The 24771-nt window shown below is 64.3% G+C and carries 22 protein-coding genes; 12 read left to right on the top strand and 10 right to left on the bottom strand.

Features of this window, described 5'->3' with window-relative positions:
• Positions 1–60: 60 nt before the first annotated feature.
• The gene (locus BRSPCE3_RS09380; RefSeq protein WP_244065505.1) at positions 61–2130 is read right to left on the bottom strand and encodes an ATP-dependent helicase; all 2070 of its coding nucleotides are present in this window, start codon (positions 2128–2130) and stop codon (positions 61–63) included.
• Positions 2131–2242: 112 nt separating this feature from the next.
• Between BRSPCE3_RS09380 and BRSPCE3_RS09375 the strand changes: the two genes are divergently transcribed.
• Entirely contained in the window at positions 2243–2500 is a 258-nt protein-coding gene (locus BRSPCE3_RS09375) for a hypothetical protein (RefSeq protein ID WP_244065504.1), read from the top strand.
• A gap of 199 nt (positions 2501–2699) precedes the next feature.
• On the opposite strand, the gene BRSPCE3_RS09370 is transcribed toward BRSPCE3_RS09375, so the two are convergent.
• Positions 2700–2954 (bottom strand): hypothetical protein, encoded by a 255-nt coding sequence (locus BRSPCE3_RS09370; RefSeq protein ID WP_244065503.1) that lies wholly within the window; start codon positions 2952–2954, stop codon positions 2700–2702.
• A gap of 104 nt (positions 2955–3058) precedes the next feature.
• The gene (locus tag BRSPCE3_RS09365; protein WP_244065502.1) at positions 3059–3259 is read right to left on the bottom strand and encodes a DUF3072 domain-containing protein; all 201 of its coding nucleotides are present in this window, start codon (positions 3257–3259) and stop codon (positions 3059–3061) included.
• Positions 3260–3320: 61 nt separating this feature from the next.
• On the opposite strand from BRSPCE3_RS09365, the gene BRSPCE3_RS09360 reads away from it, so the two are divergent.
• Together BRSPCE3_RS09360 and BRSPCE3_RS09355 are read left to right on the top strand one after the other, a co-directional pair.
• Positions 3321–3671: a hypothetical protein gene (locus BRSPCE3_RS09360; protein WP_244065501.1), complete on the top strand. Its 351-nt coding sequence runs from the start codon at positions 3321–3323 to the stop codon at positions 3669–3671.
• Positions 3672–3800: 129 nt separating this feature from the next.
• Positions 3801–4019, top strand: a complete 219-nt coding sequence (locus BRSPCE3_RS09355; protein WP_244065500.1) for a hypothetical protein — start codon at positions 3801–3803, stop codon at positions 4017–4019.
• Positions 4020–4034: 15 nt separating this feature from the next.
• On the opposite strand, the gene BRSPCE3_RS09350 is transcribed toward BRSPCE3_RS09355, so the two are convergent.
• The gene (locus BRSPCE3_RS09350) at positions 4035–6023 is read right to left on the bottom strand and encodes a PAS domain-containing sensor histidine kinase (protein WP_244065499.1); all 1989 of its coding nucleotides are present in this window, start codon (positions 6021–6023) and stop codon (positions 4035–4037) included.
• 282 nt (positions 6024–6305) lie between these two features.
• Between BRSPCE3_RS09350 and BRSPCE3_RS09345 the strand changes: the two genes are divergently transcribed.
• The 5 genes from BRSPCE3_RS09345 (at position 6306) to BRSPCE3_RS09325 (ending at position 18381) form a co-directional block, all read left to right on the top strand.
• Positions 6306–12596, top strand: coding sequence for a HAMP domain-containing protein (locus BRSPCE3_RS09345; RefSeq protein WP_375709880.1), 6291 nt, complete (start codon positions 6306–6308; stop codon positions 12594–12596).
• Positions 12597–12612: 16 nt separating this feature from the next.
• Complete coding sequence (locus BRSPCE3_RS09340) at positions 12613–14106, top strand: sensor histidine kinase (protein WP_244065834.1); 1494 nt, start codon at positions 12613–12615, stop codon at positions 14104–14106.
• A gap of 175 nt (positions 14107–14281) precedes the next feature.
• The gene (locus BRSPCE3_RS09335; RefSeq protein ID WP_375709879.1) at positions 14282–15349 is read left to right on the top strand and encodes an HlyD family secretion protein; all 1068 of its coding nucleotides are present in this window, start codon (positions 14282–14284) and stop codon (positions 15347–15349) included.
• Entirely contained in the window at positions 15346–16956 is a 1611-nt protein-coding gene (locus tag BRSPCE3_RS09330) for a DHA2 family efflux MFS transporter permease subunit (RefSeq protein WP_244065497.1), read from the top strand. The genes BRSPCE3_RS09335 and BRSPCE3_RS09330 overlap by 4 nt, the downstream gene beginning before the upstream one ends.
• 81 nt (positions 16957–17037) lie before the next feature.
• Positions 17038–18381, top strand: a complete 1344-nt coding sequence (locus tag BRSPCE3_RS09325) for a sorbosone dehydrogenase family protein (RefSeq protein ID WP_244065496.1) — start codon at positions 17038–17040, stop codon at positions 18379–18381.
• An 11-nt stretch (positions 18382–18392) separates the two neighbouring features.
• Here BRSPCE3_RS09325 and BRSPCE3_RS09320 read toward each other — a convergent pair whose 3' ends face one another.
• Entirely contained in the window at positions 18393–18650 is a 258-nt protein-coding gene (locus BRSPCE3_RS09320) for a hypothetical protein (RefSeq protein WP_163153833.1), read from the bottom strand.
• A gap of 200 nt (positions 18651–18850) precedes the next feature.
• On the opposite strand from BRSPCE3_RS09320, the gene BRSPCE3_RS09315 reads away from it, so the two are divergent.
• A complete protein-coding gene (locus BRSPCE3_RS09315) occupies positions 18851–19669 on the top strand; it encodes an aminoglycoside phosphotransferase family protein (protein ID WP_244065495.1) in 819 nt (272 codons plus the stop codon).
• 12 nt (positions 19670–19681) lie between these two features.
• Here BRSPCE3_RS09315 and BRSPCE3_RS09310 read toward each other — a convergent pair whose 3' ends face one another.
• Positions 19682–19849 (bottom strand): hypothetical protein, encoded by a 168-nt coding sequence (locus BRSPCE3_RS09310; protein ID WP_244065494.1) that lies wholly within the window; start codon positions 19847–19849, stop codon positions 19682–19684.
• An 84-nt stretch (positions 19850–19933) separates the two neighbouring features.
• A complete protein-coding gene (locus BRSPCE3_RS09305) occupies positions 19934–20392 on the bottom strand; it encodes a helix-turn-helix domain-containing protein (RefSeq protein ID WP_244065493.1) in 459 nt (152 codons plus the stop codon).
• A gap of 149 nt (positions 20393–20541) precedes the next feature.
• Between BRSPCE3_RS09305 and BRSPCE3_RS09300 the strand changes: the two genes are divergently transcribed.
• A complete protein-coding gene (locus BRSPCE3_RS09300) occupies positions 20542–21462 on the top strand; it encodes an alpha/beta fold hydrolase (protein WP_244065492.1) in 921 nt (306 codons plus the stop codon).
• 173 nt (positions 21463–21635) lie between these two features.
• Positions 21636–21908 (top strand): hypothetical protein, encoded by a 273-nt coding sequence (locus BRSPCE3_RS09295; protein WP_244065491.1) that lies wholly within the window; start codon positions 21636–21638, stop codon positions 21906–21908.
• Positions 21909–21952: 44 nt separating this feature from the next.
• Here BRSPCE3_RS09295 and BRSPCE3_RS09290 read toward each other — a convergent pair whose 3' ends face one another.
• Both BRSPCE3_RS09290 and BRSPCE3_RS09285 read right to left on the bottom strand, forming a co-directional pair.
• Positions 21953–23050: a 2OG-Fe(II) oxygenase gene (locus BRSPCE3_RS09290; RefSeq protein ID WP_244065490.1), complete on the bottom strand. Its 1098-nt coding sequence runs from the start codon at positions 23048–23050 to the stop codon at positions 21953–21955.
• A 327-nt stretch (positions 23051–23377) separates the two neighbouring features.
• Complete coding sequence (locus BRSPCE3_RS09285; protein ID WP_244065489.1) at positions 23378–23575, bottom strand: hypothetical protein; 198 nt, start codon at positions 23573–23575, stop codon at positions 23378–23380.
• Positions 23576–23674: 99 nt separating this feature from the next.
• Between BRSPCE3_RS09285 and BRSPCE3_RS09280 the strand changes: the two genes are divergently transcribed.
• Entirely contained in the window at positions 23675–24046 is a 372-nt protein-coding gene (locus BRSPCE3_RS09280; protein ID WP_244065488.1) for a hypothetical protein, read from the top strand.
• 125 nt (positions 24047–24171) lie between these two features.
• Here BRSPCE3_RS09280 and BRSPCE3_RS09275 read toward each other — a convergent pair whose 3' ends face one another.
• Positions 24172–24591, bottom strand: coding sequence for a hypothetical protein (locus tag BRSPCE3_RS09275; RefSeq protein ID WP_244065487.1), 420 nt, complete (start codon positions 24589–24591; stop codon positions 24172–24174).
• Positions 24592–24771 lie beyond the last annotated feature (180 nt).

Genomic DNA, 24771 nt, shown 5'->3' with positions numbered 1-24771 from the left:
CGCTCAACGCGAGGCCCGGCCGTTCGTTCCTGTCGTCAGCAAGAAATTTTTTGGCCGGCGTCAGCGCCACATGCCGCGCATCCGGGCACCGATGTCGATCGGCGGCGCACGGCTGGTGGAGGAGGCTTGCGCGGCGGCGGCGCGCGGCCAGGTGGTGCGCTCGAACATCGGCAGCAACCGTTCCGGGATAAAGCGGGTGCGCGAGGCGTACATGTGGCGGTCGCCCTTGGCGGCCTGGCCGTGGACGAAGAAGCGCTGCGGCACCAGCAAATGCAGATCGTCCTTGGCGCGGGTCATCGCGACATAGAGCAGGCGGCGCTCCTCCTCCAGTTCGGCCGAGGTACCGGTACCGAGATCGGAGGGCATGCAGCCGTCGACGACGTTGAGCACATGGACGGATTTCCATTCCTGGCCCTTGGCGGAATGGATCGTCGACAGGATCAGGTAATCCTCGTCGAGCAGCGGCACGCCGGCCTGGTCGCTGGTCGCATCGGGCGGATCGAGCGTCAATTCGGTGAGGAAGCGTTCGCGTGACGGATAGCCGGCGGCGATCTGCTCGAGCTGAATGAGATCGGCGCGACGGACCTCGCTGTCCTCGTGGATGCGATCGAGATGCGGCTCGTACCAGAGCCGCGCGCGCTCGATATCGACCGGCCACTCCGAGTAGCGGAGGTTTTCGATCGCCTCGACGAACAGCCGCCAGTCGGCGCCGGCGCGGGGCGGGGCGGGCAGCGCGACGAGGGCTGCGATCGGATCGGCGGCCTCAGCCATGCGGTCGAGCACGCGCTGCGCTGACGCCGGGCCGACGCCGGGCAACAGGTGCAGGATACGAAAGCCGGCGACCCGGTCGCGCGGATTGGCGGTGAAGCGCAGCAGCGCCAGCATGTCCTTGACGTGCGCGGCATCGAGAAATTTGAGCCCGCCGAACTTCACGAAGGGAATGTTGCGGCGGGTCAGTTCGACCTCGAGCGGTCCGCTGTGCGAGGAGGTGCGGAACAGCACCGCCTGGTGCTTGAGCAGCGTACCTTCCTCGCGGTTGGCCAGCACCTGCTCGACGATGTAGCGCGCCTGATCGGCCTCGTCGCGAATCGTGACCAGCAGCGGCTTGCGGGTCGAGGTCCGGTCGGTCCACAGGTTCTTGGTGAAGCGTTCCTTCGCGAGCGAGATCACGCCATTGGCGGCGGAGAGGATCGGCTGGGTCGAGCGATAGTTGCGGTCGAGCGTGACGATCTCGGCGGCCGGGCTGAACTGGCTCGGGAAGTCGAGGATGTTGCGCACGGTGGCGGCACGGAACGAATAGATCGACTGCGCGTCGTCGCCGACCACGGTGAGCCCGCGCCCCATAGGCTTGAGCGCGAGCAGGATGGAGGACTGCAGGCGGTTGGTGTCCTGATATTCGTCGACCATCACATGGTCGAAGCGGCCGCCGATCTCCTCGGCCAGTCCTGTGTCGGTCACCATCTGCGCCCAGTAGAGCAGCAGGTCGTCGTAATCGAGCACGTTCTGGCGCTGCTTGGCTTCGACATAGGCCGCGAACAGCTGCTTCAGTTCGCCGGCCCAGCCGGCGCACCACGGGAAGAACTGGCCGAGCACGGCCTCGATCGGCATCTCCGCATTGACGCAGCGCGAATAGATTGCAAGGCAGGTGCCCTTGGTCGGGAACCGGCTCTCGGTGCGGGAGAAACCGAGGTCGTGGCGAACCAGGTTGATCAGATCCGCGGAATCTTCACGGTCATGGATCGTGAAGGCGGGATCGAGCGCGATCCGCTCGGCGAACTCGCGGAGCAGCCGCGCGCCGATGCCGTGGAACGTGCCGGCCCAGTTCAGCGCGTCGGTCATGACCGAGGCGCGATCGCCGAGCACGCGCCGCGCGATCCGCTCGACGCGGCCGGCCATCTCGGCGGCGGCGCGCCGCGAAAAAGTCATCAACAGGATGCGGCGCGGATCGGCGCCTGCGACGATCAGATGCGCGACGCGATGGGCGAGGGTGTTGGTCTTGCCGGAGCCCGCGCCCGCGATCACCAGCAGCGGCGCGCCGACGATGCAATCCTTGCCGACCCCGTGCTCGACCGCACGGCGCTGCTCGGAATTGAGCGCATCGAGATAGGCTGTGTTGGCAAGATCAGGCACGAATCACCCCCACGAAACGCTAACAGACATTGCGATTCAGTGGGGCCGACGCACCGGCGCGGAAGCAGAGAAATTAGATTGACATTAACGCGCTGCGGAGCACAACCGCGCCATGGTTGACGTTTCCAAATCTGACACGCCGCTGAAGGCGACATTCAAGGTGCGGCTGAACGGCGAGACGGTGACGCTCGCGACGGTCGGTCAGGCCTACCGCTTCATCAGCAATCTGAGCGCCGTCGAATGGATGGAGTTCCGCGCACTGCACGACGATGCCGTGGGTGCGCTGGAGCGCGCGGCTGGTAACGCCATGCTGACGGTGCAAGCAACCAACGCGTTGCGGGTGCTGTTCGTGCGCGCAAGATTGCTTTGAAAGACAGGATTGCCTTGAAAAGAAATGGGCCGCCTTGGCCCTCCGAGGCGGCCCGAGAGTACGACCAAAGCGCGTTGCGCGTCCCGGCCGTCGCGTGTACCGCCGTTACCTTGTTTGCGGCCATAACGAACAGGGCCTTACGCAATCACCGCCGATTCGGCTGTAGCCGCGACACCACAATCAGGGACCGAGGCCACAATCAGTGGCCGAGGTCGTCGACGAGGCGGTCATACACAAGGGCAGAGCGCAGGTTCATCGTCGCGATCCTCAGATAGCTCGGCTCGCGCATGGCGTTGTTGAACATCATGATCGCCGTCTTCCAGTAGCCGCGCTCGCGCTGATCCATGCTCAGCGTGGACAGATAGTCCGCAGCGTCGCCAACAGTCGCGAGCGTTCGCCCGTCTTTCAGCGTAATCGGGAACGCAAGCGGCGACCGCTTCTCCAGCTCCAGCACGTCAGGCCTCCCCCAGGACCAGGCAGCAATACCAGGAACAGAACTAGCTGCGCCGCTATATCAAAGCCTTAAAGGGGTGTCCGGCGCGGTGAGGGGGGCGCCGGTCAGAAAGAGTCCGCCAGCGCGATCTCGGCCCTGAGGGCATCGATCCGCCGTTCGGCCTCGTCGGAGGTCAGGTCACGCGCATACTGGTTCGGCTGATAGGCCTCCTCGGCGAGGCTCCTCAACCGTAGCGCCTGGCCGCGGGTCATCAGCCCGCCAAGGCGCTCTGCAACCCCGCCGAATTTCACCGCTGCCATGCTCATCGCTCACCTCGCTTGCTGGATCGTGACTTGACAATATGTTCTATTTTTGTTCTAACAAGCCATGGACAACAAGATCAATGAAATTCGACGGAAGATCAGCACGTTGCGAGCCGAGATGACGCTGGTCGAGGCGTCGATCAGGGATCAGGTCAATCGTGACCTCGACTGCAGCGAGGCGTCCTACCGGCTAATGGCGATGCGCGCCGAGGTGGCCGAGCTGATCGGCCGCTGGAAGGCCGCCGGCGGCGGCGAGCGCCTCCCCACGGTTCGCGAGCGGCTGAGCCGCACCTATGGGGATCGCCCCGTCGCGTCCGCCAAGCCGACGTCCGCAAAGCCGACCCCCGTCAAATCAGCGCCCGTCAAATCGGACAAGGGCAGGCTCAGGCCGGGCCACGGCAACGCAAGGGTTTGATCGGCCCGCGCGAGCGGACAGGCACGTCACCTTGGCTCGCGCCCAAATCTGGTTTCGCGGCGGGAACCCGACCCACGGGATGAGCATTTTCTTGGAGTGAGAGCCAACACCATAGCATCGCCCAGCGCCATGATCGCCGATCCGACCGCGCCACCGCGGGCATCGATGAATGACGATCGCAGCCCGTTGCTGACGCTGATCTCCTGCGTCGGCTGCATCAGGACGATGCGGCTTGAGAGCAGCTCTCCGGGCGGTGACGGCAGGGACATCCTTCAGTACCGCTGCGAACAGTGCAGCCGCATCGAACGGGTGCTATTGGTGCGCCGAACCTGGCCCGCGGATCGCTAGCCCAGCGGTCTGAACCTAGGACCGGGCCTTCGCCTTTGGCTTGGCCGAACCGTCGCCCGCCGCGGAATCGAACGTGCTCGAGGCGTCTGCTGACGGCGGGCCTGTCGCACCGGCGGGATCTCGCCCCGTCAACTTCGAGAGTTCGCGGCTGAGATCATGGATCCGGTACGGCTTGCGCAGGACCGGGAAGTCCGACCGCACGTCACGCGCACTCTCGCTGTAGCCTGTCGTCAGCAGGATCGGCAGTTCGGGCTTCCGGTCGCGGATCGCGCGCGCCAGCTTCAGCCCATCCATCCGGCCGGGCATCACGATGTCGCTGAACACCAGATCGATGCCGTTGGCGTCGATTTCCGACAAGGCAGCCTCCGCGTTCGGGGCCCAGCGCACGGTGTAGCCAAGCTGCTCGAGCAGGCCTGTGCTCGCGTCGGCGACGGCCGGATTGTCCTCGATCAGCAGGATGGTGGCGGAGCCACGCACGCTGTGGCCCTCCGGCGCCTCCGTTGCGGTCGCGGTCCCGCGCGGGAAGTGGATGGTGACCGTCGTGCCCTTGCCGAGCGTGCTCGCGATCTCGATCCGGCCGTCGGCCTGATGCGCGAAGCCGTGGACCTGGGACAGCCCGAGGCCGGTCCCTTTGCCGACCGGCTTGGTGGTGAAGAACGGGTCGAACACCCTGCTCAGCACATCCTGGGGGATGCCTTCTCCGGTATCGGCCACGCTGACGGCGACCTCGGCGGTTGCCGGGACGTTGCGGGCTGCGACAGTCAGCGTGCCGCCATTGGTCATCGCGTCGCGCGCGTTGACGACAAGGTTGATCAGCGCGGTCTCGAATTCGTTCGGGTCGACGAAGACCGGCCAGAGATCCGGCTCGATCTCGATGTTCAGCTTGATCGCGCCGCCGAGTGCGCTGCTCAGCACTTCACGCACCGCAGTGATCCTGTCGGTGACATCGATGGTCTGCGGGTTGACGCTCTGGCGGCGCGCAAAGGTGAGCAGCTGGCCGGTCAGCGAAGCGGCGCGCTCGGATGCGGTCTCGATGGCGCTGAGCGCGAGCCGGCCGCGCTCGCTCGTCACCTCACGCTTGATCCGTTGCAAATTACCGGAAATGATCATCAAGAGGTTGTTGAAGTCGTGCGCGACGCCGCCGGTCAATTGGCCCAGCGCATCCATCTTCTGCGATTCCGCGAGCTGGCGCTGCACCTGCTCGAGCTTCTGCTGCGCCTCGCGCCGCTCGGAAATATCCCGCGTGATCTTGGCAAAGCCGACCAGGTTGCCGTCGCTGTCGCGGATCGGATCGATCACCACGCTGGCCCAGAAGAACGAGCCGTCCTTGCGGACCCGCCAGCCGTCCTCCTCGTAGTGCCCGGTCTCTTCCGCGATCCTGAGCGCGCGGGCCGGCTTGCCTGACGCCTGGTCGGCGGGCGTGTAGAAGCGCGCGAAGCTCTGGCCGATGATCTCGGCGGGCGAATAGCCCTTGATGCGCTCGCCGCCGGCGTTCCAGTTGGCGACGATGCCGGCCGGCGTCAACATGTACAGCGCGTAGTCGGTGACATTGCCCACCAGCAGGCGGAACTGGCTTTCGCTGGCCTCGAGCTCCGCGCGCGCCTGCCGGCGTTCGCTGATGTCGCGGGTGACCATCGCGTAGCCGGCCAGCTTGCGCTTCTCGTAAATCGGATCGATGAGGACCGAGGCGTAGAATTGCGATCCGTCCTTGCGGATGCACCAGCCTTCGGCCTCGGCGTGCTTTTCCTTGCGCGCCATCTGCAGCGCTTTCGCGGGAAGCCCCGATGCGCGATCCTCTTCGGGGTAGAAGACCGAGAAGTGCTTGCCGAGGATTGCCTTGGCCGGATAGCCGGTGATGCGCTCGGCGCCCTTGTTCCAGTGGATCACCCGCCCGTCGGAGGCGAGGGTGCAAATCGCACAGTCGATGGCCCCTCCGGCCAACAGCCGGAATCTGCGCTCGCTCTCGAAAATGCCCCGCTTGAGCTGGTCTGATTTTTTAACCATCACCAATCCTGCCAGCGCCGGGAACGTTCCGGGAAGGCCAATGTTCCAATAGGGTCACGGGCGCCCGAGACGACCTAGCCATACGAACGGCCTACGCCAGCCGGAAAAAGTTCCAATGCAGATTGGAACTTTTGGTTCCATCCGCGATTAAGCCCCTCGGTTTGCGTCACAAATCGCGGTTTTGGCGTTTTCCCGCTTGAATAGATCAAGGGCAGTCATTCTTATGGTCGCACTGGCTTTTCCGAGTCCTTGGATTCGTTGCCAGCGCGTAGGGGAAATTCCATGACCGATCTCGGTTCGCCGCCTCGTCCCCGTGCTGATACACGCCGCGCCCAATCATCGAACGGAAGTCTCGATTCCTCGCACGACCTGCTGCAGTCGCTGCAGGCGATGCGCGGTGGCGATTTCTCGGTCCGGATGCGCGGCGATTATCTCGGGATCGACGGCAAGATCGCGGACGCCTTCAACGAGATCGCCGCCGCCAACGAGCGCATGGCGCAGCAATTGGCGCGCGTCGGACAGGTCGTCGGCCGCGAGGGACAGACCCGCCAGCGCGTCAATTTCGGCCTCGCCAGTGGCGCCTGGGCCGACATGGAAAGCTCGGTCAACACGCTGATCGACGACCTGCTGTGGCCGACCCGCGAGGTCACCCGCGCAGTCGCCGCGGTGGCGCAGGGCGACCTGCTGCAGACCGTGCAGCTCGACGTCGAGGGCCGGCCGCTGCGCGGTGAATTCCTGCAGTCGGCGAACATCGTCAACACGATGATCAAGCAGCTCTCGGTGTTCACCTCGGAGGTCACGCGCGTCGCCCGCGAAGTCGGCACCGAGGGCAAGCTCGGCGGCCAGGCCCAGGTGCCGGAAGTGACCGGCGTCTGGAAGGACCTGACCGAGAGCGTCAATTCGATGGCCAACAATCTGACCGGCCAGGTCCGCAACATCGCCGAGGTGACGATCGCGGTCGCCAATGGCGACTTGTCGAAGAAGATCACGGTCGACGTCCGCGGCGAGATCCTGCAGCTCAAGGAAGCCATCAACACGATGGTCGATCAGCTGCGTTCGTTCGCCTCGGAAGTGACGCGCGTGGCCCGCGAGGTCGGCACCGACGGCAAGCTCGGCGGCCAGGCCATCGTGCCCGGCGTCGCCGGCACCTGGAAGGATCTGACCGACTCGGTGAACGCGATGTGCGGCAACCTGACCGCCCAGGTCCGCAACATCGCCAACGTGACCACGGCGGTGGCGCGCGGCGACCTGTCGCGCAAGATCACGGTCGACGTGTCAGGCGAAATCCTCGAGCTCAAGGACACCATCAACACGATGGTCGACCAGCTCAACTCGTTCGCCTCGGAAGTGACCCGCGTGGCGCGCGAAGTCGGCACCGAAGGCAAGCTCGGCGGCCAGGCCCAGGTGCCCGGCGTCGCCGGCACCTGGAAGGATTTGACCGACAACGTCAACTTCATGGCGTCGAACCTGACCGCGCAGGTCCGCAACATCGCCGACGTCGCGACCGCGATCGCCGGCGGCGACCTCTCCAAGAAGATCACGGTCAACGTGTCCGGCGAGATCCTTCAGCTGAAGGAAACCCTCAACACCATGGTCGACCAGCTCAATGCCTTCGCCTCCGAAGTGACGCGCGTGGCGCGCGAGGTCGGTACCGAAGGCAAGCTCGGCGGCCAGGCCAACGTGCTCGGCGTCGCCGGCACCTGGAAGGATCTCACCGACAACGTCAACTTCATGGCCTCGAATCTGACCGCGCAGGTCCGCAACATCGCGGGCGTCACCACCGCGGTCGCCAATGGCGACCTGTCGAAGAAGATCACGGTCGACGTGCGCGGCGAAATCCTCGAGCTGAAGGACACCATCAACACCATGGTGGACCAGCTCAACGCCTTTGCCGGCGAAGTGACGCGCGTGGCGCGCGAAGTCGGCACCGAGGGCAAGCTCGGCGGCCAGGCCGAAGTGCGCGGCGTCGCCGGCACCTGGAAGGATCTCACCGACAGCGTCAACTCGATGGCCTCGAACCTGACCGCGCAGGTCCGCAACATTGCCGAAGTCGCGACCGCGGTGGCGAAGGGCGACCTGTCGAAGAAGATCACCGTGAACGTGTCGGGCGAAATCCTTCAGCTGAAGGAAACGCTGAACACCATGGTCGACCAGCTCAACGCCTTCGCCGGCGAGGTGACGCGCGTGGCGCGCGAGGTCGGCACCGACGGCAAGCTCGGCGGCCAGGCCGAGGTGCCCGGCGTCGCCGGCACCTGGAAGGATCTGACCGACAGCGTCAACTCGATGGCCGGCAACCTGACGGCCCAAGTCCGCAACATCGCCGAAGTCGCGACCGCGATCGCCGGCGGCGACCTGTCGCGCAAGATCACGGTCGACGTGCGCGGCGAGATCCTGCAGCTGAAGCAAACCCTGAATACCATGGTCGATCAGCTCAACCGCTTTGCGGGCGAGGTGACGCGCGTGGCGCGCGAGGTCGGCACCGACGGCAGCCTCGGCGGCCAGGCCAACGTGCCCGGCGTCGCCGGCACCTGGAAGGACCTGACCGACAACGTCAACTCGATGGCCGGCAATTTGACGGCGCAGGTCCGCAACATCGCCGAGGTGACGACCGCGGTGGCGCGCGGCGACCTGTCGCGCAAGATCACGGTCGACGTGAAGGGCGAAATCCTCGAGCTGAAGAACACCATCAACACGATGGTCGACCAGCTCAACGCCTTCGCCGGCGAGGTGACGCGCGTGGCGCGCGAAGTCGGTACCGAAGGCAAGCTCGGCGGCCAGGCCGAGGTGCCAGGGGTCGCCGGCACTTGGAAGGACCTGACCGACAACGTCAACTTCATGGCGTCGAACCTGACGGCGCAGGTCCGCAACATCGCCGAGGTGGCGAGCGCGATCGCCGGCGGCGACCTGTCGAAGAAGATCACGGTGGACGTGCGCGGCGAGATCCTGCTGCTCAAGGACACCCTGAACACGATGGTCGAGCAGCTGCGCTCGTTCGCCGCCGAGGTGACCCGCGTGGCACGCGAGGTCGGCACCGAAGGCCGGCTCGGCGGCCAGGCCGTGGTGCCCGGCGTCGGCGGCACCTGGAAGGACTTGACCGACAACGTCAACCTGTTGGCCGCGAACCTGACCACCCAGGTCCGCAACATCGCGGAAGTGACCACGGCCGTGGCGCGCGGCGACCTGTCGCGCAAGATCACGGTCGACGTGAAGGGCGAAATCCTCGAGCTGAAGAACACCATCAACACGATGGTCGACCAGCTCAACGCCTTCGCCGGCGAGGTGACGCGCGTGGCGCGCGAAGTCGGCACCGAAGGCAGGCTCGGCGGCCAGGCCGAGGTGCCCGGCGTGGCCGGCACCTGGAAGGACCTCACCGACACCGTCAACGTCATGGCGGCGAACCTGACCGAGCAGGTGCGCGGCATCGTCAAGGTGGTGACCGCGGTCGCCAACGGCGACCTGAAGCAGAACCTGACCGTGAAGTCGAAGGGCGAGGTGGCCGCGCTCGCCGACACCATCAACAACATGACCGAGACGCTCGCGACCTTCGCCGAACAGGTCACCAGCGTGGCACGCGAGGTCGGCGTCGAGGGACGGCTCGGCGGTCAGGCCAACGTGCCCGGCACCGCCGGTACCTGGAAGGACCTCACCGGCAACGTCAACCTGCTCGCGGCCAATTTGACCTCCCAGGTCCGCGCGATCGCCGAAGTGGCAACCGCGGTGACCAAGGGCGACTTGACGCGCTCGATCCAGGTCGACGTGCGCGGCGAGGTCGCCGAGCTGAAGGACAACATCAACACGATGATCGGCAACCTCCGTCTCACCACGGAGCGCAACACCGAGCAGGACTGGCTGAAGACCAATCTGGCGCGCTTCACCAACATGCTGCAGGGTCAGCGCGATCTTGCGACCGTCGGCCGCCTGCTGCTGACGGAACTTGCGCCGCTGATCAACGCGCATATGGGCGTGATCTACCAGGTCGACAATCCCGAGAATGCGCAGTTGCGCCTGCTGTCGGCCTATGCCGGCGACAGCAGCAATCCGCATCCGCAGATCGTCCAATTCGGCGAGGGGCTGATCGGCCAGTGCGCACTCGACAAGCGCCAGCGCCTCGTCTCGGATATTCCCGGCGATGCGGTGCCGATCAATTCGGCGCTGATGCGGATCATGCCGAAGAATCTCGTCGTCTTTCCGGTGCTGTTCGAAAACCAGGTCAAGGCGGTGATCGAGCTGTCCTCGATCTCGTCGTTCACGACCTCGCAGATCACCTTCCTCGAACAGCTGACCGATAGCATCGGCATCGTGCTCAACAGTATCGAGGCGACGATGCAGACCGAGGCCTTCCTCAAGCAGTCGCAGACGCTCGCCGGCGAGCTTCAGACCCAGCAGAGGGAATTGCAGCAGACCAACGATCAGCTCGAGCAGAAGGCCCAGCAGCTCGCCGAACGCAACGTCGACGTCGAGCGCAAGAACCAGGAAATCGAGCAGGCCCGCCGCGCGCTGGAGGAGAAGGCGACCGAGCTGTCGCTGACCTCGAAGTACAAGTCCGAATTCCTCGCCAACATGTCGCACGAGCTGCGGACGCCGCTGAACTCGATCCTGATCCTCGGGCAGCAGCTCACCGAGAATCCGGACGGCAATCTGACCGGCAAGCAGGTCGAATTCGCCCGCACCATTCACGGCGCCGGCACCGATCTGTTGAACCTGATCAGCGACATCCTCGATCTGTCGAAGATCGAGTCCGGCACCGTGACGGTCGACGCCGAGGAAATCCTGACCTCGAGCCTGCTCGAGACCGTCGGGCGGCCGTTCCGGCACGAGGCGGAGAACCGGCACCTGTCGTTCAGCGTCGATGTCGACGCCAATCTTGCGCGCAGCATGGTGACCGACTCCAAGCGGCTGCAGCAGGTCTTGAAGAACCTGCTGTCGAACGCATTCAAGTTCACCGCGGAAGGCGGCGTCAGCCTGACCGTGTCGGCTGCGCTCGGCGGCTGGAGCGTGGAGCATCCAATCCTCAATGCTGCGCCCGCCGTCGTCGCGTTCGAAGTGTCGGATACCGGCATCGGCATTCCCCAGGACAAGCAGAAGCTGATCTTCGAGGCGTTCCAGCAGGCCGATGCCGGCACCAGCCGCAAATATGGCGGCACGGGTCTTGGACTGGCGATCAGCCGCGAGTTGGCCGGCCTGCTTGGCGGCGAGATCCATCTGCGCAGCGCGCCTGGCAAGGGCTCGACCTTCACGCTCTATCTGCCGCTGAAATATGCCGGGCCGTCGGCCGCGTTGCGCCCGCAGGCACTGCCGCTCCCGATGCCGCATACCGCGGCGCCATCGCTGCAGGCGTCTAGTGCGCAGGAGCGCGTCATCGAGCAGCTTGCGGACGACCGGCTCAATCTCGAACCCGGCGACACCATCCTCCTGATCGTCGAGGACGACCCGCACTACGCGCGGGTGCTGATCGATCTGGCACGCGACAAGGGCTTCAAGGTCCTGGTCGCCAGCCGCGGCGCCGAGGCGCTGGATCTCGCCAAGCAGTTCCAGCCGAGCGCGGTCTCGCTCGACGTCTTCCTGCCTGACATGCTCGGCTGGACCGTGCTGAGCCAGCTCAAGCACAATCCGCTGACCCGTCACATTCCGGTCCAGATCATTACGCTGGACGAGGACCGGCAACACGCGCTGGCGCGCGGCGCCTTCTCCTTCGTCAACAAGCCGACCACGACCGAGGGCGTCAGCGCGGCGCTGTCGCAGATCAAGGAATATGCCAGGCCACGCCGCAAGCGCCTGCTGATCGTGGAGGACAATGCGGCGGAGCAGCTCAGTATCACCGAATTGCTCGGCCACGAGGATATCGAGATCGTGACCAGCAGTACCGGAGCAGGGGCGCTGTCGACGTTGCGCGAAAATCCGTGCGACTGCGTCGTGCTCGATCTGCGGCTGCCCGACATGAGCGGTTTCGAGGTGCTGGATCAGATCCGCAAGGACGAGACGCTCTCCAATATTCCCGTTGTCGTGTTTACGGGCCGGGAACTTTCGGCCGAAGAGGACGCGGAACTGCACACGATGGCGCGCAGCATCGTCGTCAAGGGTGTCGAGTCGCCGGAACGCCTGCTCGACGAAACGTCACTGTTCCTGCACCGTGTGATCACGGAATTGCCCGTCGCAAAACAGAGGATGCTGGAGAAGCTCAATAGTTCCGATGAGGATCTGATTGGCAAGACCGCGCTGCTGGTCGACGACGACGCCCGCAACATCTTCGCGCTGTCGAGCGTGCTTGAGCGTCGAGGTATGAAGGTGTTGACTGCGACAACCGGTCACGAGGCGATCTCGCTGGTCGAATCCAATCCGAAGATTGCGATCGTGCTGATGGACATCATGATGCCGCAGATGGACGGTTACCAGACCATCGGCGCTATCCGGCAAAATCCCGCCTTCGCGCGGCTGCCGATCATCGCGCTCACGGCGAAGGCGATGAAGGGCGACCGCGAGAAATGCCTGGAAGCAGGCGCGTCCGACTATCTGGCGAAACCCGTGAACACCGAGCAACTGCTGCTGGCGATCCGCATGTGGCTGCACCGCTGATCGGCGATCGAACATGATGGACCAAGAAAAGGTAAACATCCTTCTGGTCGATGACCAACCGGCGAAGCTGCTGGCCTATGAGGTCATCCTGAAGGAGCTCGGCGAGACGCTCGTCGCGGCCTCGTCGGGCCGCGAAGCGCTCGAGTTCCTGCTCAAGAACGAAGTCGCGGTCATCCTGGTCGACGTCTGCATGCCCGAGCTCGACGGCTTCGAGCTGGCGGCCATGATCCGCGAGCATCCGCGTTTCCAGAAGACCGCGATGATCTTCATCTCGGCGATACAGGTCAGCGATATCGATCGCCTGCGCGGCTACGAGATGGGCGCGGTCGACTACGTCCCGGTGCCGGTCGTGCCGGAAGTGCTGCGCGCCAAGATCCGCGTATTCGCCGAGCTCTACCGCAAGACACGGCAGCTCGAACGCCTCAATGCCGAGCTCGAGGACCGGGTGCGTGCGCGCACCGCGGAACTCGAACAGTCGACCACGCGGCTGGTCGAGAGCGAGGCGCGCCGCAGCATGGCGATCGCCGCGGGCAAGATGGGCTCGTGGGACTGGGACTGGGTCAACGGCGACTGGATGTGGGACGAGGGGCAATACAAGATCTTCGGCGTCGATCCGAAATCCTTCGCGCTGACATCAGACAATATCCAGGCGCGGTTTCACCCCGACGATGTCGAGCAACTCCGGCAGGGCTGGACCGGTTTCGGCAACGGCCACACCTCGTATGAGGCGGAATTCCGCGTCGTGCGACCGGACGGCGAGATACGCTGGTGTGTCGGCACAGCCGCGGCCACCAGCGACAGAAGCGGCAGGGTGGTGCGGGTGAGCGGGGTCACCGTCGACATCACCGACCGCAAGAAGGCCGAGGAGCGGCAGAGCCTGCTGACCCGCGAGGTCGACCATCGCGCCAAGAACGCGCTCGCGCTGGCGCAGTCGATCGTGCGGCTGACGCGGGCGCAGAACGTGACCGCCTATGTGCGGGCGGTCGAAGGCCGCATCACGGCGCTGGCGCGCGTCCACACCGTGCTGTCGTTGTCGAGCTGGCAGGGCGCCGAGATCCGGCGGCTGGTGACCGAAGAGATCGCGCCTTATTCCGAGGCCGGGCAGATCCAGATCGAGGGCGCGGAGGTGCAGCTGCAACCCGCGACCGCGCAGACTCTGGCGCTGGCGTTGCACGAGCTCGTCACCAACTCCGCCAAATACGGCAGCCTGTCGGTGCTGTCAGGCCGGCTCGCAATCACCTGGGAAGTGCACGACGATACGCTGATCCTGGCCTGGGTGGAATCCAGCGGGCCTCCGGTGACCAAGCCGAAGCAGAAAGGATTCGGCACCAGGAGCGTGATCGCCAGCATCGAGACCCAGCTCGGCGGACAGGCCGACTTCGATTGGCGCGCCGAGGGTTTGATATGCCGGCTCACGGTTCCGCTCAAGGCGCTTGTCGGGGACACGCCGGCGTTCCGCGAACCGTCGGCCGTGGAGCACAAGCCGATGGTCAGTTCCAGGGCCGTGTAGCGCATCCCACCGAAACAGGAACCAAGCGCCGGACGCTGCGGTTAACGAGGGCTGATCGCTCCCGTACGTAGCTTGAGGTGCTGCCGTGGATGCCCAAACCCGAGAGCGCGGGCCGTCCGCGGAGAAGCCGCGCGAGCCTGAGCGCGCCCCCGAGCAGACGTCGCGGCCGGACCAAATGGCCTCATCGCAGCAGCAGACCGAGCGCAAGCCGTCGATGCGCGACCGTTTGCGCGAACACTGGATCCTCGCGACGGCCGGCGTTTGCCTGCTGCTGCTCGCACTCGTCAGTGGCGGGGCCTATTGGCTCAACATCCGCCACTATGAATCGACCGATGACGCGTTCGTGGCCGCGCGCAGCTTTGCCGTAGCCGCCAAGGTCGGCGGTTATGTCGTCGAGGTTCCGGTCACCGACAACCAGCACGTCAATGCCGGCGATCTGCTCGCGCGGATCGACGAGCGCGACTACAAGATATCGGTCGACCAGGCCAACGCCCAGGTCGCGGTCGCCGAAGCCAATATCGCCAACGTCCAGGCGCAGATCGACAGCCAGCAGGAGCAGATAAAGGAAGCCAAGGCGCAAGCGCAACAAGCCGACGCACAATTGAAATTTGCCGAGCAGGAGGCCGCCCGTGCGCAAGACCTCGTCGACAAAGGGGCGGGCACCGTGCAGCGGCAGCAGCAGACGCACTCGGATCTCGACGCCCAGCAGGCCAATGCCAGCCGTGCCAGGACGGCGGTGACCGCGGCCGAACTCGGCGTCAAAACGCTCGAGGCTCAGCTCAAAAGCAGCAAGGCATCGCGGGAGCAGGCGCAGACCCAGCTCGATCAGGCCGAATTGAACCTGCAATACACCGGCATCGTCGCGGCGCAGTCGGGACGCGTCGTCAAACTGAGCGGCGCGGTCGGCACCTTTGTTGCGCCGGCGCAGAGCGTCATGATGCTCGTTCCCGACGAGGTCTGGATCACCGCCAATTACAAGGAAACGCAGCTGACGGACATGCGGCCGGGACAGCCGGTCGAGATCAGGATCGATGCCTATCCGGGGCGCAAGCTCACCGGTCACGTGGCCTCGGTTCAGCCGGGATCGGGCACCGCGTTCAGCCTGCTGCCGGCGGAGAACGCGACCGGCAATTTCGTCAAGGTCGTGCAACGCGTCCCCGTGAAGATCGTGGTCGACAACTGGCCTGATGATGTGCCGGTCGGGCCGGGCATGTCGGTCGTGCCCTGGACCAGGGTGCGATGAGCGACGCCACGGCAGGCGGCGCCGCCTGGTCGCCGGAGCGTTCGGCTGCCGGCGGGCACAATCCCTATCTGATTGCCTTCGTGGTCTCGATCGCGACCTTCATGGAGGTGCTCGACACCACGATCGCCAACGTGGCCCTGCGTCATATCGCAGGCAGCCTCGCGGTCGGCATCGACGAGAGCACCTACGTCATCACCAGCTATCTCGTCGCCAATGCCATCGTGCTGTCGATCTCGGGCTGGCTCTCGACCGTGATCGGCCGCAAACGCTTCTACATGATCTGCGTCGGCACCTTCGCATTCGCCTCGCTGCTCTGCGGAATGGCCTGGAGCCTCGAGGCGCTGGTCCTGTTCCGGATCATCCAAGGCCTTGGCGGCGGCGGCATGGCAACCAGCGAGCAGGCGATCCTCGCCGACTCCTTTCCGCCGGCCAAGCGCGGCCAGGCGTTTGCGATCTACGGCGTCGCTGTGGTGGTTGCTCCCGTGATCGGACCGACGCTCGGCGGCTGGATCACCGACACCTACACCTGGCACTGGATCTTCCTGATCAACGTGCCGATGGGCTTGATCTCGCTGTTCCTGGTCGGAACACTGATCAAGGAGCCATCCGGCGCCGAACAGGAACGCAAGGAGTTGCTCAAGGACGGATTGCGCGTCGACTATATCGGCTTCATGCTGGTCGCGATCGGGCTCGGCTCGCTCGAATTCGTGCTCGACGAGGGCCAGCGCAAGGACTGGTTCGGCTCCGGCATGATCACAGGCTTCGCGCTGGCGTCGGCGGTCTGCCTGATCGCGCTGATCCCCTGGGAGCTGACGCGCAAGGATCCGATCGTCGACCTCCGCCTGTTGGGACGTCGCCAATTCGGATCGTGCTTCCTGGTGATGCTGTGCACCGGAGCGGTGCTGATCTCGTCGACACAGCTGCTGCCGCAGTTCTTGCAGACCGAGCTGAACTACACCGCGTTGCTTGCCGGGCTCGCGCTGTCGCCCGGCGGCATCGTGACGCTGATCCTGATGCCGGTGGTCGGCAGCCTCGTCAGTCGGGTGCAGCCGAAATACCTGATCGCGATCGGCGGCTGCATCGTCGCATTCTCGATGTGGCATCTAACCGGGCTGAATGGCGACATCACCTATGGCTACGCCGCGCTGGCGCGCATCTTCCTCTCCGCAGGACTTCCGTTCCTGTTCCTGCCGGTCACGACGGCATCCTATGACGGTGTGCCACCGGACAAGACCAACCAGGCCTCGGCGCTGATCAACGTCGCGCGCAACATCGGCGGGTCGATGGGCGTCGCGCTGGCGCAAACGGCGCTGGCGCAGCGCCAGCAATTCCACCAGAGCCGTCTGATCGAGCACGCCGCGCCGTCCGATCTCGGGTATCAGCAGACCATCGACGCGATGACGCGCTACTTCCAGTCGCAGGGGTCGAATGCTTCGGATGCCGCGGCGCAGGCGATTGCCTGGGTCGGCCAGACCGTGCAGCGGCAGGTCGATCTTCTCGCCTATATCGATGTGTTCTGGATGCTTTCGATTATCGGCCTTGTCATGATCCCGCTTGCCCTGATCATCAAGCCGGTCGATCTGACGACGCCATCCAACGGACATTGAAGCAGACGACATTGTGAACGCAGATTGCGGTTGAAGCGCGCTATCAATTGGCTGACTGAATGGATCTCACGCGAGGAGCATATGCGTAAGACAAAGTTTGCCGGCGCGGGTCTGTCGGTCATCATCCTCGCAGCGATCGGCATCGCGCGGGCGGGCGCTGAACCGGTGCTGAAGGGCGCCGAGGCGTTCGGCGACTGGCAGCGCGACAAACCGGGCACGGTGCGCCTGATCACGCCGCAGGATTTGCCGAGGCCAGGGGCAACGGCCTCCAGCAGCAATTCGTCGCGCGTCGTGCAGCGACCGGCATCGGCGGTGCCGCAGGTGCCGGCGGGGTTCAAGGTCGAGCTGTTTGCGAGCGGGCTCAGCGGCCCACGCATCATCCGGACGGCGCCCAATGGCGACATCTTCGTCGTGGAGACCGGCTCCGGCCGCATCCGCGTCCTGCGCAGCGACAATGGTGCCAGCAAGCCCGCGACCAATGAGGTCTACGCATCCGGCCTGAACCGGCCGTTCGGTATCGCGTTTTTTCCGAACGGCGACAATCCGCAATGGCTCTACGTCGCCAATACCGACGGCGTGGTGCGCTTTGCCTACCGCAACGGCGATCTCAAGGCGTCCGGAAAGCCCGAGACCATTGTCGCCAATCTTCCTCACGGCTACGGCCACTCGACGCGCGACATCGTGTTCACGCCTGACGGCAAGCGCATGCTGGTGTCGGTCGGCTCCGCCGGCAACGCCGGCGAGGGGCTGGGCAAGCCTCCCGAAGGCATCGAGGCCTGGAGCCGCGACCACGCACTCGGCGCAGCCTGGGGCGCCGAGACCGATCGCGCCGCCGTGCTCGCCTTCGATCCCGACGGCAAGAACCAGAAGCTGTTCGCCACCGGGATCCGCAATTGCGTGGGGCTCGCGATCCAGCCCGGCAGCGGCACGCCATGGTGTTCAACCAACGAGCGCGACGGCCGCGGCGACAACCTCGTGCCCGACTATGTGACGCGGATCCGCGAAGGCGCGTTCTACGGCTGGCCCTGGTACTACATCGGTGCCAACGAGGACCCCGCGCATGCCGGCGCACGGCCAGACCTGAAGGACAAGGTGACGGTTCCCGACGTGCTGTTGCAGGCGCACTCGGCCTCGCTCGGCCTGACCTTCTACACCGGCAGCAGCTTTCCGCCCGAGTATCGCGGCGATGCGTTCGCCGCCGAACACGGTTCATGGAATCGCTCGAAGCGCACCGGCTACAAGGTCATTCGCATCAGGCTGAAGGATGGTGTGCCGACCGGCGAATACGAGGATTTCGTCACCGGCTTTGTCATCGGCGACAATGAGGTCTGGGGCCGCCCGGTCGGCGTGACGGTGGCACGCGACGGTGCACTTTTGGTCTCCGAGGACGGCAACGGCACCATCTGGCGCGTCAGCCACGACTAGCCGCCGGGCCGCTATCCCAAGCCGTCCTTGAGGCCGTAATCCTCATAGATCGTCAGCGGATCGGTATCCGGAAACAACCGGCACTTGGCCTGCGCCAGGTGCAGCGTCACGGCGCCGGCCTCACACCTCGCGGTCAGGATCTTCCGGACATCCTCCATATGCGCGCGCGGCTGATGCTTCGACGGCAGCTGTTCAAGCGCGACCAGCGCCGTGGCCAGGGCCTCCGTGACCACCCATTCGTCGTGTCCGGTAATTCCCTTTCGCGGCATCGCCACATCCTCCGTCACACCGGCTGCGACATTGTAGCGCGAGAAGGGTGGGGGCTGTCATCAGCCAACATGGGCAGGACGAGAGGGAACTGGTTCGCGCGGCCCTGCCACGAAGCGCCGCAGGGAACCAGCGTGGCAGCGCGCGGTAGCAATGATTAGAACCACAAGTCTCGCTTTTCATCGCCGGTCGGTCCGCCCACATGTTCGCCCGCTATCTCTCGTCCTGGAGACTCATTCCCGACGGCGAACCGATTGTGACGCACGCCGCGCACTTGCTGCCGGTGCGGCGGCACGGCGAGCCGGCCATGCTCAAGCTCTCGCACGAGCCGGACGAGCGGCTCGGCGCTGTCGTCATGGAATGGTGGGACGGAGACGGCGCGGCGCGCGTGCTTGCCCGTGACGGCGACGCGCTGCTGCTCGAACGGGCGATGGGGCCGGCTTCGCTGAGCGAGATGGCGCGAACCGGCCGGGACGACGACGCCTGCGGGATCCTCTGTGCAACGGCGGATCGCCTGCACGCCGCGCGCGCGAAACCGCGGCCCGAGTTGACGCCGCTCACGCACTGGTTTCGCGAGTTATGGCCCGCGGCCCGGGCACACGGCGGCATCCTGAACCGGTCGGCTGAAATCGCCAAAACTCTGTTGGGCGATCAGCGCGAGACCGTGGTGCTGCATGGCGACCTGCACCATGACAACGTGCTCGACTTCGGCGCGCGCGGCTGGCTCGCGATCGACCCGAAGCATCTCGTCGGCGAGCGCGGCTTCGACTTCGCCAACATCTTCACCAATCCGGATCTTGCGGATCCGACACGGCCGGTCGCAACCGAGCCCGGACGCTTTGCGGAGCGGCTCGACATCGTCGCGGAAGCGGCACGGCTGGATCGCCGGCGCCTGCTGTCATGGATTGTCGCCTGGACCGGTCTGTCGGCCGCGTGGTTTCTGGGCGACCACGATCCGCTCGCCGAAATCGACCTGCAGATTGCAAAGCTTGCCGCGACCGAACTCGACCGGATGGCGTAGCGCGCGCAGCGGCTAGGCCGCCGCGGCACTGGCTCCACTCAGCGACACGCTCAAGATCCGCCACTTCGATATGTCGAAGAAGTAAGCCGCCTTGATGCGTGCGGAGGCGGGGTCCGGCGCCTGAATCACCGTGTGGAATTTCCGCTCCCCATCGCTCAGCGAAATCCGGAATGTCTGCATTGGTCGAACCTCCACGCGCGGATGCTGCGGCAAGGACGGTTAACATCCGGTTGCTGATGACGATGCGCGCGGCGCGCTGATGGTTCACTCAGCTGATGCCGATGGCAGCCGCACCATCGTGTCTTCCACACCAACAACGCGTCCATCCTGCGCGCGCAGCTCGAGCCGTCGCACGGGCAGGCCATTCTTTCGGTCGACCAGTAGCACATGCGCTTCGTCGGGTTCGAAGAAGAAATCCTCGCCCCACTGCCGGAGTGCGACAAGGAGCGGGAACAGCCCGCGTCCTTTTTCGGTCAGCACATACTCCTGATAGGGGCTGCCGTCGGCTGCAGGCACCGTCTCCATGATGCCGTGCGCCAGAAGGTTGCGGAGCCGGGCCGAGAGGATGTTCTTGGCAAGCCCGAGGCTCTTCTGGAATTCGCCGAACCGGCGCAGCCCGTCGAACGCATCGCGCACGATCAACAGCGACCACCAGTCGCCGATCGCATCCAGCGGCCGGGCCACGCCGCATATCGAGTCCCTGTGGCTCACTCTCTTGGCCATCGCGATTCGCCGACGCTCCTCATTTCCTGGGTGGATCGGCGGTGTGTCCTGGCCTCAGGGACCATCCGACCGTGCGTCCGATATATCGGTTGCAAACTAAAACCTCAAGCGCTATACGATGGTTTCAAATTAAAACCATGAGGCCTGCCATGATCCGAGCCGATGCCACCTTCGAGGGCACCTTTCCGTTCGCACCGCATTTCAGCGCGGCCCCAGGCTTCCAGATGCACTATCTCGATGAAGGCCCGCGGGACGCCGAGGTGGTGCTCTGCCTGCACGGCGAACCGACCTGGGGCTATCTGTTCCGCCACCTCGTACCGGTCCTGAGCGCGACGCACCGCGTGGTCGTTCCGGATCACATGGGCTTCGGCAAGAGCGCGACGCCGGCACAGCGCAGCTACTGGCTGCAGGATCACGTCGACAATCTCGAGACGCTGGTTGGCGCGCTCGACCTCACCGACATCACCCTGGTCATGCATGATTTCGGCGGCCCCGTCGGCATGGGGTTTGCGGCCCGCCATCCGGATCGGATCCGCCGCATCATCTCGGCCAACGGGCCGACGCCGTTCGGACAAAGCGATCTGTTCGAGCGCGTCACGGCCAATGCGCAAGTCTCGCCCTGGTTTCAATGGATCGCCAACGCCGAGGCGAACGGCGAGATCGAGCCGGTTCTGGGACAGCTCGGCTTCAACATCCTGAGCACGCTGAAGCTCAATGGTTTCGAGAATAATTCGGTCATCACCGACGCGTGGCTCGCGGCCTACGGCACGCCGTTCGCGCGTCCGGCCGACTGCCTCGGTGCGATCGGATGGGCCAAGGGCTTTGCGACCGGTGCGCATGTCTTCGCGGCGCCCGATGCCGCTGCCGACCGCGTGATCCGCAGCAAGCCCGCGCTCGCGATCTGGGGGGAGGCGGACCGCACGCTGCGCGCAGAGCACTTCCTGCCGCTGTTTTCCGCGATCTTCCCGGCGGCGCCGGTGAAGCGCCTGGCCGGCGTCGGGCATTACTGCTTCGAGGATGCGCCGCAGGATATCGCTGGCCTGATCGCGCAGTTCATCCGGCAGACGTGACGTTGTCCGATCGGCGGGGGCGCGTGAAAGCGCGGCAAATGAACCTCAGTCGGTTGCGTCAGCCAGCAGACGGTTGATCGCCAGGCCTGTGAAAAATGCTATAGACGCCTTATGGGCTAGCTCAACAATGCCGTAGCGCAGTCCCGCAGCAGATTTACTCGACGGAGTTTCAGATGAGGATTGTTCCATTCGCTGCATTTCTTGTCATCATTTGCCAGGGCGCGGCCGCTCAAACGTCCGGATGCTCGGCCATTTCGAACGCCAGCGATCGACTGTCCTGTTACGACAAGGCCGCATCGATCGCAGGCAACGGTTTGGAGAAAGACAAGACTGCGTCATCGGGCTCTTCTGAAACGCCGTCCAAGAAGCGAAGCGTTGTCGAGATGCTTGCCGATGAGAACGCAAAACTGAACGCAAAGCTCAAGACCATCTGCCGCGGCTGCTGACGTCGATGGAAGGCCAATCGGCCATCCACCGACAGCGTGACTGTTCACGGTTCGGTTTTTGCAATGAAGCTCCGGTTCCGATCGCGGATCTCCGCGGCCGCTTCGTCGTAGAGGAAAGGCAGAAAGGCATAGCGCCTTCCGCGCGTGACCAGGCTCACGGCGTGCAGCAATGAGCAAGAGAAGACCACGGCGCATCCTGTGGGCGGCTTGAATGATTGAGGTCCGTATTCGGGGAAGCCGATTTCGCCTCCCTCAAAATCCTCGTTAAGATTGATTGAAACGGCAAAGCGACGGTGGGCCGTTCCCTTGGTGGTGTTATCACGATGGGGCGCAAAGTGCGCCTTGTCGGCGGCGTCGTAGCAACCGACCATGTATCGTTCGATGTGAGTGGCCTTGAATTGGTGAACCTTGGCGATCTCAGGGACGATCGCCCGATCGATTCTCTGGTCGACCTGCCGCTTCAGGTCGGCATCTTCCAGAAGAAAATCTCTCCGTGCCTTGAACCGAAGGTCCGTCACCCCGACCGTCTTCCCGTCGATCTCACGCATGACGCCGGACATTTCGCCGCCGTTTGCCTCATAAAGATCGATTAGCTGCTTGCAGAAGCTCGGCTCGAAAACATTTGGCAGATAGAGGATCGGCGCCTGCAATCGTATTCCGGAGAAGCGATCTGGTGGCGGCAGAGAACGCAGGTGCGATATCAGCCAAGACGTTCGCGCAAGCGGAAGCAGGCCGATCACGCGCAGCGTTGGATCGATCAGTACCCACATTCGCGTGTAGCGGGATTGGTTGGCTTGGGCCTGAGAGATTGCCCCGTAGAGACGACTGATCTTGCCGTCGAAATCCAGAAAGTACCGTACTCCGTCTCTCTCGGATAACTTCTGTTCGGCCTTGTCCCTTTGATCGACCGTCACGCCATAGAAGGCCGCGTGCTTGCCGTTGAAAACGTCAGCCGCGTCCAGAACCTGCTGGATCAATTCGCGTGCCGGATCGTCGCCCGCGCTGCCAAGGAAACAGAGGGCGAGATAGCGGCCCGCTGCAGTCGAAAAAGTATAATTCGGCACCGAGAGCGTCTGTTGTGAAAACCACGGGGCTGCACTTCCCGGACCAATACCCGGCTTCTCCTCGTGACTTTGATCCATCCGATCACCTCAATTATTCATCCGAGTATAAATTTCGCTTCACGCTGCCCCAGCGAGCGCCAAACAAGAGATAGCCGTAATGCGATCCGGGTATCCGACATGGCCGTCCACCGCCCGAGCGGCGCAGGGGCCATGCCCAACTGAATGGCGATGAAGATGCCATGAATGGTCCAAAATGCCCAGCGATCGGCGTGAGGGCGCGCCGGCGTGGCCAGCACTCGAGGCCCGGTTTGAATAGACCGGGCGAATTGTACAAGGCGGTCCGTCCCCGGATCACATGGTGCATTCCGCCGAGATCGCCGCCTCGAGTGCCGGTACCCATGCCTGCTAGGCGGCAGCGGTGAAGTGGATGCCGTCGGGCAGCTTCGCGCCAGGCCGTGGCAGCGGGGCCATTTCAGTGATGCTGTCACCAAGCACGACGATCGGGGCTGTCGCGTCGGCGAGTGCCGCGCGAATCATGAACTCGCGTACCGCGGCGTGATCGTGAAAGGTATGCTGGGACACTTCACCGAAGCGGTTGGGCATGAGAGGATGGCCGTAGAACCACGGGAATTTCAGGTGAGGAGAATGGGGTAAAATCGAGCATGTTATTTGATACGCGATCATTGCTTCGAGGAGTTTCAGGTGCAGGTCATACGCAATGGATTTCTATCACTTCTGGCCCTGGGAGCATTGACCCTGGAAGGCCACGCGCAAGCTGTGGTCGCAGCATTGGAGTGCGATTTTCCGGCAGCTTCAACAGATGATTGGAACATGGCCGCGTCGACCCTGCAGTACTACATCGACACGGCGCGAGGTTGGAGAGTGGACGAGGATTCCTTTTCCTTCGACGGCACGGCAAACATTGTTGTCGATGGAAAGGACCACGTAGCTTCGCTGTCGATCACGGTTTCCCGACAGTCAGGCAGGGCCAACAAAACCCTGAGGTCGGAGGGGAGATCCCTTACCGTCAGCGGGGAATGCAGAAAGATGGAAGCCTCCGGACGCAAGTTCTAGGCGTGCCCGTTATCCCTGCTGCGCGCCGATCGGCAGCCGTTGGAAAGATGCCCGGCCGGCGTCCGCCAGCCGGGCTGCAAGCGCTGATCAACAGGCGAAGCGGTTCGTAACGAACCGAGATGCTCCTAAACACAGGGACAGCCATGGTCCTCGTAGAGCTCTTCGCCGGTTGCAGCCGGCACAATCGAGCCGGCGGCCGCCTCCGACAGTTTCGCAGGCTGACTGGACGTGCTCTTGAACGGACAGGGGCCAGTCGAACCAATCTGCGAGTCGGAGAAATACGTTAAGGTCTGATCGATCCAGGGACCGTTGCCGGTGCCGAACGGTGACCAGGTCCAGTACGACCATCCGAACAGCGCGCCGTTGCAGCAGCCCTCGTAACTGCGCCGGAAGGGCGACCAGCTGAACCTGGTGCGCCAGGGACGGAAGTCATATTGGTACTTCACTTCCGTTTTCGTCTTCTTGCAGGGGTAGGGGATGAAGCCCCACTTCCAGCACACGCCCCAGTAACTCACCGTGATTGTCTCTCGCATTCCGCAGGCCATGGCATTCCCTCCTGGTTGAGAAGAGACCGTTTGGTCTCCCATGACGTGCATCGTGAAGCTTTCCGTCGGCCAATACCGTGAGGGGCATCACTCAGGCGCCGGAACCGACAACGCGGAGGCCGGAGCTGACTGGCTCGTTCGCCAAGTTCGCGTTGCGTTCGGCGGCGCCCTACGCTAAGG

It is taken from the genome of Bradyrhizobium sp. Ce-3 (assembly GCF_022835695.1).
GTDB lineage: Bacteria > Pseudomonadota > Alphaproteobacteria > Rhizobiales > Xanthobacteraceae > Bradyrhizobium.
The sequence above is the reverse complement of the archived record's forward strand: the minus strand, read 5'-3'. Positions and strand labels throughout refer to the sequence as shown.